Source organism: Anaeromassilibacillus sp. An172 (genome assembly GCF_002160515.1).
Classification (GTDB): Bacteria; Bacillota; Clostridia; order Oscillospirales; family Acutalibacteraceae; genus Limousia; species Limousia pullorum.
This window is the reverse complement of sequence record NZ_NFKS01000008.1, coordinates 103549-114034: the sequence shown is the minus strand read 5'-3', so window position 1 is coordinate 114034 and position 10486 is coordinate 103549. Positions and strand designations below refer to the sequence as shown.

Below are 10486 nucleotides of genomic sequence, written 5' to 3'. Positions count from 1 at the left end.
AATTTCTCTTTGCAGATATTGCGGCTATATTCTTCCAGCCTTTTAATCTTTCCTTTTCTCCGTTTTTATTGCTTCCGGCATAAACTACAGTTCCGTCTTTTTTAAGTCCTATTGTATGATAGCATCCTGCATAAACCGCCGCAAGATTTTTCCAGCTTCCCACGCTGCATTGACCGCTGTAGTTATTGCCTATTGCCGCAGCTGTTCCGTCCTCTTTAAGTACAACAGTGTGATAATCCCCCGCCGCAACGGCTGTTATTTTATTACGCTTTTTCGCCTTTTCAAGCTTTATAACCTTTCCGCATACAGGGCAGGTCAAAATATATTTCTCCTCGTCAAAGTAAAATGTATAGCCGCCGCAGACCTCACAGCGCTTTACATTTTTAAATTTCGCTTCCCTTACTATTTTCAATTTGGAACATGAGAGGCTTCCGCTTTTAATCATTGATAATGTGGGAAGTCTCTCAAAATCACAGCTTAAATCAAAGCCGCAGTCACTGCAAACAAAGCCTGTATTTTCCTTTCCGCACACGGGACACCTGTTCATAAAAATCCCTCCATCAAATTTTTTATATTTAGTCCGCCATAAGCTTCTCAGCGTCGCACTGTCCGTAATCTATATCCTTTGTTGTAACCACTGTTCCGTCACTTTTAAGTCCTGCCGTAAAGCCGAATCCAGAGGCAACAGCCACGATATTTTTCCAGTCCTTTACATCGCACTGACCGTGTCTGTTATCCCCTGCCGCAACAACCGTACCGTCTTTTCTAAGTCCCACTGTGTTATCCATACTTGCCGAAACGGACATTATATTATCCCATCCGCCCACATCGCACTGACCGCTGGAATTATCGCCTGCAGCCACAACCGTTCCGTCGCTTTTTAAACCTACTGTGTGATAAAATCCTGCCGCCGCAGACACTATATTTTCCCAACAATCCACGTTCCGCTGGCCGCTGCCGTATGCTCCGGCGGAAACAAGTTTTCCATCGTTTTTTACTCCTATTGTAAAGTCACTTCCTGCCGAAATACCTTTTATGTTTTTCCATTTACTAATATCACAGCTTCCAAAAAAATTTTCGCCCACAGCCACTGCTCTGCCGTCCGCATTAAGCCCTGCTGTATGTTCCCATCCTGCTGAAACAGCAATAATGTTTTTCCATTTTGAAACATCGCATTGCCCTCTATAATTATCTCCCGTTGCCACAACCGTTCCGTCGTTTTTAAGTCCCACAATATGACGGGAGTTTAACGAAATATCAAGTATACTTTTCCAGCCGCTTACATCATAGGAAATATTTTTATTTCTTTCGGCAAATAAAGCACTGCCGTCATATGTCACACCTGCAATGCCGGCGGCTCCTGCGGAAATCTTCCTGATATTTCTCCAGCCTGCGGTTTTCTTCTGTAAGCCTTCTTTTAATTTTGTACATATCAGCGTACCGTTTTTGTCAAGTGCCGCCATATGATATTTTCCCGACGCAATTTTACTGATGTTTTCCCAAATCGAGCCTTCAATAAGACAACATTCTCTGTCTCTTACTGACCACACTGTCCCGTCCTTTCTGAGTCCGAATATTGCGATATCTCCACCGACAACAGCGGTTATGTCCTTCCAGCTCTGTACTGTACTCATAAAGGAATAATTATTCCCCGCAAACAATACGGTTCCGTCTTTTTTAAGACCGGCTGTATACTTATATCCTGCCGCAATGGCAGCTATGTCTTTCCAGTCACCCACATTGCAGTGCTCGTTAGAGTCAAAATAGTTTCCTCCGGTCGCCACAACTGTTCCGTCTTTTTTAAGACCGACCGTGTGGTCATATCCTGCGGCGATCGCCTTAATATTTTTCCAGTCGTATACAAAGCTTTGTTTCCCGTCACCTGTACTCACAACCGTTCCGTCGCTTTTAAGACCTACAGTATGTTCGTAGCCCGCCGCAACGGAAACTATAGACATCCAATCCCCTGTTTCACACTGTCCTTTGGAATTGTTGCCCACAGCAACAACGGTTCCGTCTTTTCTAAGTCCTACAGTGTGATAGCCTCCGGCGGAAACCTGCGAAATATTTTTCCATGTTCCCACATTGCACTGTCCGCTGTAGTTGTTGCCTATTGCCCCAACAGTTCCGTCCTCTTTCAGTACAACAGTGTGATAATCCCCCGCCGCAAGGGAAACTATTTTCTTTCTGTTTTTCGGTTTATTATTTATAACAGATGTATGAGTTATTTCATCACCGTACTTTTCGGGTATTTGAAGCTTTGATGTCTTTCCGCAGGCTGTACAGATAAAAAGATATTTTTTCTCATCAAAATAAAAGATGTGACCGCCGCAGACATTACAGCGCTTTATATTTTTAAAACTACCTTTCCTTATAATTTTCAGCTTTGAAACAGATAAGCTTCCGCTTTTAACTGTTGATAATGTGGGAAATCTCTCAAAATCACAGCTTAAATCAAAGCCGCAGTCACTGCAAACAAAGCCTGTATTTTCCTTTCCGCACACGGGACATTTATTCATTTTCTTTTCCCTCCTAATTCAAATAATATCCGTTCATCCTTTTTTTCAATTATACCACAAAATAACCACTCTACAATAAAAAAGACCTGTTTTCCTCTCAAGAAAACAAGTCTTTTTGAAGTTTTTATTAAATTAACCCAGCACCAATTTTGCTGTATCAACGCTTTCCTTTGCGTCCTTGCAGTAATAGTCTGCGCCTATCTTCATGGCGTAGTCTTTGGTGAGCACCGCTCCGCCTACAAAAATAACGCACTTGCTGGTTCCGTCGGGATTTTGAAGCTGTGGAGTGTTTCTCACAAGCTTTATTGTGTCCTCCATGCTTTTAAGGGTTGTGGTCATCAAAGCTGACAAACCAATCATTTTAATGTTCTGAGCAATAGCTGTGTCAACAACCTTCTGAGGGTCAACATCTCTGCCCAAGTCCACAACGGTATATCCGTAGTTGTCCAAAAGTACCTTTACAATATTCTTTCCGATATCGTGAATATCCCCCTTTACCGTTGCAAGGATTATTTTTCCCTTGCTTACAGGGGCATTGCTTGAGGATGCTATTTTTTCCTTGATTATCTCAAAGCAAGCCTGAGCCGCATTTGCGCTCTGGATAAGCTGGGGCAAAAAGGTTTTTCCCTTTTCAAAGGAATCGCCCGCCTTGTCCAAAGCAGGAATAAGCTTTTGGTTTACTATTTCCAAAGGCTCCATTGTGTTTAAAAGCTCCTTTGTTATGGCGGCGCACTCGGATTTAAGTCCGTTTTCTATTGCTTCCGCCAAGTCCCCTGTTCCCTTTTGGGCTGTGGGCTGCGGCTTTTTCTCTCCAACATTAGCCTGATTATAGCTTTCGATAAATTTTACGGAGTTTTTATCAATGGCTTTTAAAACCTTGTAGGCTCTCACCGCTCCTGTCATGCTGTCCACATTTGGGTTGATAATAGGCAGGTCAAGGCCGTTTTCCAAAGCCATGGTGAGAAATGTTCTGTTTATAAGCTCTCTTTCCGGAAGACCGAATGAGATATTTGAAACGCCTAAAACAGTCTTGCATCCAAGCTTTTCTTTAACCATTTTCAAGGCCTTAAGGGTCTCTGCGGCTCCCTCCTGCTCCGCTGAAACGGTGAGAGTAAGACAGTCAATATAAACGTCCTCACGGGAAATACCGTAGCTTTGAGACGCCTTTACTATCTTTTCCGCAATGGCAAATCTTCCCTCTGCGGTTTTTGGTATTCCGCCTTTGTCAAGGGTAAGACCAACCACGGAAGCTCCGTATTTTTTAACCAGAGGAAGAACTGTAGCTATGCTCTCGTCCTCGCCGTTTACTGAGTTTACAATGGCTTTTCCGTTATAAACCCTAAGTCCTGCTTCCAAAACATCCGGCTTTGTTGTATCTATCTGCAAAGGCACGTCCACAACCGCCTGTATCTCCTTAACGGCACGAACCATCATTTCTTTTTCGTCGATTTCCGGAAGTCCCACGTTTACGTCAAGAATATCCGCTCCGCCCTTAACCTGAGCCACCGCCTGGTTTAAGATGTAGTCCATATCACCGTCAATCAATGCTTGTTTAAACAACTTCTTCCCGGTAGGGTTTATTCTCTCACCGATTATTCTCGGCTCCTCAATGTCCACAGCCTTTGTGGCACTACAAACTGCCGGATATTTTCTCACGGTGTTTTCCACATGCTTTTTATCCTTTAAAGCTTCACAAAGCTTTTCTATATATTCGGGAGTTGTTCCGCAGCAGCCTCCGCAGATTCTCAAACCCAAAGGCACAAGCTTTGCCATGCTCTCTGCGAACTCCTCCGGCGACACATCGTATGTGTTGCTGTTTGGGTCTGGCAAGCCTGCATTCGGCTTGATAACTATAGGCAATGGTGAAAACTGTGAAAGCTGTTCTGCTATCGGGAACATCTCCTCAGGTCCCAAAGAGCAGTTAAGTCCCATTGCGTCAACGCCCAGGCCCTTTAATGTCATAGCCATACACTCAACGGAACAACCTGTAAAGGTTCTCAAATCCTTTTCAAATGTCATGGTGCAGATTATAGGCTTATCTGAATTTTCCTTTGCGGCAAGCACTGCGGCTTTAAGCTCGTAAAGGTCGGTCATTGTTTCAAAGACAATCAAGTCCGCATCACTGCCTGCCAAAATCTGCTCCTTAAAAATCTCGTAAGCTTCTTCAAAGGCAAGACCGCCGGCCGGCTCCAAAAGCTGACCGATAGGGCCTATATCAAGAGCCACCAGAGTGTCGGTGTTTTCCGCCGCCTTTTTGGCGTTCACAACCGCTGTCTTTATAACCTCTTCTGCGCTGTAGCCACAGCCCTCTAACTTATAGCTGTTTGCGCCGAAGGTGTTGGCGTATATAATGTGGGCGCCTGCGTCTATATAGCTTTTGTGTATGCCGGTTATAATTTCCGGATGGGAAATTCCCAGAAGCTCCGGAATTTCTCCAACTTTCAATCCGGACTTTTGAAGCATTGTTCCCATTGCTCCGTCCAGAATTATAAACTCTTTTGTTTCAAGCAATTCTTTAAATGTCACAGCGCAAACCCGCCTTTCTGAATTTACAGTTTTCCCTCATATTGCAAACGGCGCAGCCTCTTTTTCTCTTTTCAATAGGATTTTTTGAAATTCCCATAACCGCCGTAACCGACTTTGTAGGGGTAAGCAAAGAGCTTTTATTGGTGCAAAGGCCTATTTTTCTCGGTGCGTCTAAAATCCTGAGAAATTCCCCCTGCAAATCTATTGGGTAATCCCCGTATCCGCAGGAAAATCTGAATGTGAGATACTCTCCCGGGTACAGCGAAGATACAATCATATCCACCTGATTACACACCTGTTCTATTGCAACGCTTGCAAGACTGTCAATAACCACCGCTTCCGACATATCGGTTATCTGGGAAACCCTTATAAGCCTGTCAATTCCTGCACCAAGAGTTGCGCACATTACAACAGCCTTTTCACAGCCCTTTAAATGTTCCTCAATATCATTTCCGTGATGAAGCACAGGACTGTCAACAGGGATTTCCTTATACAGATATTTGACCGAAGCCGTTTCAAATATTTTCTTTTCGCAGATATCCAGCATATTTTCTATCTGAGGAGTTACTGAAAGATTTTTTCCTCCCAGATATCTCAGACATTCCTGTCTGCTGAGTTTTTCAAGCTTTATCATCTGTTTCCCCTCAATCAAAGGAGATTTTTTATTGCAGAGGTGATTTTCTCTGCTATGTACGGGTTGTTCATTGTATAGATATGAATACCCTCTGCTCCGCTGGCGATAAGGTCAACAATCTGTTCAACCGCATAGGCAATTCCTGCGTCTCTCAACGCCTCGGAATTGCTCTCGTATTTCGCCATAATTTTTGAAAACTTAGCCGGAAAACTTGCTCCGCACAGGGAAACCATTTTCTCTATCTGCTTTTTATTTACAACCGGCATAATACCCGCAGAAACAGGCACATTTATTCCGGCGATTCTTGCCCTTTCTCTGAAACGGTAATAGGCGTTATTGTCAAAGAAAAGCTGAGTTATAAGATGCTCTGCACCTGCGTCAACCTTTTTCTTTAAGTTGAGTATGTCCTCAACCTCGTCTGCGGCGTCCACATGAACTTCCGGATAACAAGCTCCGCTGAGGTAAAAATTACCCTTTTCCTTTATGTAGCTGCAAAGGTCGGAAGCGTGTTTAAAGTCGTGGCAAGGCTCTTTATCGGGGACAATATCGCCTCTCAAAGCCAGAATGTTTTCAATTCCTCCAGCCTTAAATTCTTCCAAAACTCTGTCAATATGGGATTTTTCGCTGTTGATACAGGTAAGGTGAGCCAAAGCGTCTATTTTATGGTCGTTTATAAGCTTTGAAGCGATTTCAACGGTATGTCCCACATTGCTTCCGCCTGCTCCGTAAGTAACGCTTATAAAGTCCGGTCTAAGCTCCACAAGCTTTTCCAGTGTTCCGTAAATAGTCTCCACCGGAGATGTTTTTTTCGGAGGGAAAACCTCAAAGGAAAGCACTGTCTTTCCCTTATTAAATTTATCTGCTATATTCATATTCATCACCTGCTGTATCATAATTTTAAAATCTATTACCTCATATAATACCACAATACGACCGGTAACACAACACTAAATGGTAAAAATACGCCTGTTACAGAGATGATGTTAACTAACAAACCAACCTGAAATATATTTTTATAATTATGATTAAATATAAAAATAACCGTGGTTCAAAATTTAAAGAACCACGGTTGTTGTTTCTATTATTTAAAATTCAACCCAAATACAAGCGAGCCATTCCAAAGACTTAACAGAAGGTCTCGCCCGACCTGTGCAGAACCTTATTTTTATAACCACCCTTTGCAGGTCGGATATAAAATCATCGGAGGGTTGCGCCTATGGAGGCTAAGGCTTCGATTGATTTCTTCATTACAGAGTTTATCTGCTCCTCGGTGAGGGTGGCTTCTGCGCTTCTCATAACAATGTTGAATGCTACGCTCTTCTTGCCTGCTTCAATCTGCTTGCCCTGGTAAACGTCGAAGAGCTTAACCTCTTCAAGAAGCTTGCCTGCTGCCTTTGCTATTTCCTTTTCAAGGGTGAGAACCGGAATATCCTCATCACAGATAACAGCAAGGTCACGGGAAACCGCCGGATATTTTGGAAGCGGAATAAATGTCTTTTCAAGCTGTGCATTTTCAAACATAAGGTCAACGTCAAGGGTGAAGCAGTAAACCTTAGTGTCGATGTCATAGTTCTTTGCAGCGTCCGGGTGAATTTCGCCCATAACGCCAAGGCGTTTGCCGTTTATCTCAAGAACTGCGCATCTGCCCGGATGATATCCGAACTCATTTTCAGAAGCATAAATATCCCAGTTCTTAACACATGTCTTTTCAAGAACTCTCTCAACTGCTCCCTTTAATGTGAAGAAGTCTGCGTCGTCGCCGTAAACGCCGGCAACAAGTACGTTTTTCTCTATAGGAAGCTCATCAGGAGTTGTTGGGATGTACTCTCTTGCAATTTCAAAGAGAGCTACATTTGAATTTCTGTTGTTGTAGTTTTTGGAAAGTATCTCCATCATGCTTGGGAGAGCGGTTGTTCTCATAATTGAGGTATCCTCGCCCAGAGGGTTGGAGATTACAACGGAATTTCTCAAAGGATGATTTTCCGGCATAAGGATTTTATTGTAATATTTCGGGCTTATGAAAGAATATGTCATAATCTCGTTGAAGCCCAAAGCAAGCATTGCTGCGGAAATTGTCTTGTCGAACTTCTGACGCTCTGTGAACTTGCCCTGTGCGCCGCCGGAAATTGCTGTTGAATCGATTACATTGTATCCGTAGAAACGTGCGATTTCCTCGGCGATATCTGCCTTACACTCAAGGTCAGGTCTGAATGTGGGAACGGTGATTGTGTCGCCCTCAACCTTACATTCAACCTTGTGGAGAATGTCTATCATCTCTTCACGGGAAAGATTTGTTGCAAGGAACTTGTTTGTCCATTCTGGCTCGAACTTGATTGTGTGGTTGCCCTCTTCGTACTGCTTATCCATAAGGATACCGTCCATAACGTCGCCGGCGTCAAGAAGCTCTACAAGCTCGCAGGCTCTTTCAAGAGCAGGGAGGCAGGCGTTAGGGTCAAGGCCCTTTTCATATCTTGAGGAAGCGTCTGTTCTCATACCCTGGGACTTTGCGGTAATTCTTACGCTTGAACCCTTAAAGGTTGCGCTTTCAAATACGATAGTTGTTGTATCGTCCATGATACCTGAGTACTCGCCGCCCATAACACCGGCAATAGCAACAGGCTTGTTTGCGTCGGCGATTACAAGGTTTTTGTCGGTGAGTGTTCTCTCAACGCCGTCAAGTGTTGTAATCTTTTCGCCGTTTTTGGCAAGTCTTACTCTGATTTTGCCCTCGTCGATAAATCTAAGGTCAAAAGCGTGCATAGGCTGGCCGTATTCAAGCATTACATAGTTTGTAATATCAACGATGTTGTTGATAGGACGAACGCCCATTGCTCTCAGACGCTCTCTGAGCCAGCGTGGTGAAGGCTTAACTCTTACGTTTTTAACTATTCTTGCGGAGTAGATTTTGCAAAGCTCCGGGTTTTCTATTTTAACATCCAGCATACCTGTGCAGTCGCCGTTTCCGGCCTTTACAACAGGTTTGTGAAGTTTAAGCTCTTTGTTAAATGTTGCGGCTGCTTCTCTTGCAAGACCGATAACGCTGAAGCAGTCAGGACGGTTTGAGGTTATTTCAAACTCAACCTTTGTGTCGTTAAGACCTATAGCCTCTCTGATGTCCTTGCCCAGAGTTTTGTCGCAGTCGTCGCCGAGAACAAAAATTCCGTCCTCGATTGCATACGGGAAGTCGTGGGCTGTAAGTCCCAGCTCGGAAAGTGAGCAGAGCATACCGTTTGATGGAACGCCTCTGAGCTTGCCCTTTTTAATCTTTACGCCGTTTGGCAAAACCGAATTGTCCTTAGCAACAGGGATATAGTCGCCTACTGTAAGGTTTTTAGCACCTGTAACAATCTGAACAGGCTCGCCCTCGCCGATGTCTATCCGGCATACAACCAGCTTGTCAGCGTCCGGGTGCTTTTCAATGGACAAAACCTTTCCCACTACCACGTTCTTTGTGTTTTCAGCCTCAATTTCATAGCCCTCAACCTTAGAACCGCTCATGGTCATTGCCTCGGAAAATTCTCTCGGAGGCATTTCTATATCTACAAATTCTTTAAGCCATCTCATTGACAGATTCATAAAATTCTACCTCCTTTTATCAGTCAAACTGCTTGAGGAAACGAACATCGTTTTCAAAGAACAGTCTTAAATCGTTTATGTTGTATCTTCTCATTGCAATTCTTTCAAGTCCGAGACCGAAAGCAAATCCTGAGTAAACCTCCGGGTCGATGTTGCAGGTTTCCAAAACCTTTGGATGAACCATGCCGCAGCCGAGAATTTCAATCCAGCCTTCGCCCTTACAAAGAGGGCAGCCTGCGCCGTGGCAGTTAAAGCACTGAACGTCAACCTCTGCGGAAGGCTCTGTAAATGGGAAGTGGTGAGGTCTGAAACGAACAACGCTGTCCTCGCCGTAAAGCTGCTTTATAAAGATTTCAAGAGTTCCTTTAAGGTCTGCAAAGGAAACGCCCTTATCAACCACAAGTCCCTCAATCTGGTGGAAGAGAGGTGAGTGTGTTGCGTCTACAGCGTCGCTTCTGAAAACTCTTCCCGGAGAAATAATTCTGATAGGAGGCTGCTGCTTCTCCATAACACGAACCTGAACCGGTGAGGTCTGAGTTCTCAAAACTATATTTTCATTTATATAGAATGTATCCTGTGTATCTCTTGCAGGGTGGTCTTTTGGAATATTGAGAGCCTCAAAGTTGTAATAATCCTTTTCAACCTCTGGGCCGTCAACGATATCAAATCCCATACCGATAAAAATATCCTTGATATCGTCAAGCACAACGGTGAGTGGGTGTCTGCTTCCCAAAACCTTAGCCTTGCCCGGAAGAGTAACGTCGATTTTCTCTGCTTTGAGCTTTTCTGCCTGGAGCTTCTGGGCGATTGATTTGCTGTCCTCTTCGATTTTTGCTTCAATCTCGCTTCTGATAACATTTGCAAGCTGTCCTACAACAGGTCTTTCCTCGGCGGAAAGCTTACCCATCTGCTTCAAAATTCCTGTAAGCTCGCCTTTTTTGCCCAGGAATTTAATTCTCACCGCTTCAATATCCTGAATTGATGCGGCATTTTCAAGTTCATTTAAAGCCTTTTGTCTTATGGCTTCAAGCTGTTCTTTCATCAAAGTCAATCCTTTCCTTTAAGCAGTTTATATTTCTGATAAATTAACACAATTTAAAATACGGCGGAAAAATAAAAAAGCCCCATCGGCATAAAAATGCCAAAGGGACGAAATTATCCGTGGTACCACCCTGTTTTTTGCTTCAAAAAGAGCAAACACTCCTTCGGCATATAACGGTGCCTGCCGTCG

General features: G+C 43.8%; 6 protein-coding genes, 1 pseudogene and 1 other annotated feature (1 of these 8 cut by a window edge). All 7 genes and pseudogenes read right to left on the bottom strand.

Going from position 1 to position 10486, the window contains the following annotated elements; genetic code table 11:
• Window positions 1-547 (bottom strand): annotated as a pseudogene (locus B5F08_RS05665) (RCC1 domain-containing protein); the annotation flags it as partial.
• Between the two features lie 28 nt (window positions 548-575).
• Entirely contained in the window at window positions 576-2519 is a 1944-nt protein-coding gene (locus B5F08_RS05660; RefSeq protein ID WP_087377243.1) for an RCC1 domain-containing protein, read from the bottom strand.
• A 132-nt stretch (window positions 2520-2651) separates the two neighbouring features.
• The gene (locus B5F08_RS05655; RefSeq protein ID WP_087377241.1) at window positions 2652-5045 is read right to left on the bottom strand and encodes a homocysteine S-methyltransferase family protein; all 2394 of its coding nucleotides are present in this window, start codon (window positions 5043-5045) and stop codon (window positions 2652-2654) included.
• Window positions 5035-5679 (bottom strand): hypothetical protein, encoded by a 645-nt coding sequence (locus B5F08_RS05650; protein WP_087377239.1) that lies wholly within the window; start codon window positions 5677-5679, stop codon window positions 5035-5037. Before B5F08_RS05650 ends, B5F08_RS05655 begins: the two co-directional genes overlap by 11 nt.
• Window positions 5680-5693: 14 nt before the next feature.
• Window positions 5694-6551 carry a methylenetetrahydrofolate reductase [NAD(P)H] gene (gene metF, locus B5F08_RS05645; protein ID WP_087377237.1) on the bottom strand — a complete coding sequence of 286 codons (858 nt, stop codon included), beginning with the start codon at window positions 6549-6551 and terminating at the stop codon, window positions 5694-5696.
• Between the two features lie 325 nt (window positions 6552-6876).
• Window positions 6877-9255: a phenylalanine--tRNA ligase subunit beta gene (pheT, locus tag B5F08_RS05640; RefSeq protein WP_087377235.1), complete on the bottom strand. Its 2379-nt coding sequence runs from the start codon at window positions 9253-9255 to the stop codon at window positions 6877-6879.
• Window positions 9256-9274: 19 nt separating this feature from the next.
• Window positions 9275-10297, bottom strand: coding sequence for a phenylalanine--tRNA ligase subunit alpha (pheS, locus tag B5F08_RS05635; protein WP_087377233.1), 1023 nt, complete (start codon window positions 10295-10297; stop codon window positions 9275-9277).
• Between the two features lie 100 nt (window positions 10298-10397).
• Window positions 10398-10486, bottom strand: a binding site (T-box leader) (it continues 135 nt past the right edge of the window).

Bases quoted from the DNA above. Each gene is read 5' to 3' on its own strand.
- B5F08_RS05660 (WP_087377243.1), bottom strand. From the start codon at position 2,519: ATGAATAAATGTCCCGTGTGCGGAAAGGAAAATACAGGCTTTGTTTGC.
- B5F08_RS05650 (WP_087377239.1), bottom strand. From the start codon at position 5,679: ATGATAAAGCTTGAAAAACTCAGCAGACAGGAATGTCTGAGATATCTG.
- metF (WP_087377237.1), bottom strand. From the start codon at position 6,551: ATGAATATAGCAGATAAATTTAATAAGGGAAAGACAGTGCTTTCCTTT.
- pheT (WP_087377235.1), bottom strand. From the start codon at position 9,255: ATGAATCTGTCAATGAGATGGCTTAAAGAATTTGTAGATATAGAAATG.
- pheS (WP_087377233.1), bottom strand. From the start codon at position 10,297: ATGAAAGAACAGCTTGAAGCCATAAGACAAAAGGCTTTAAATGAACTT.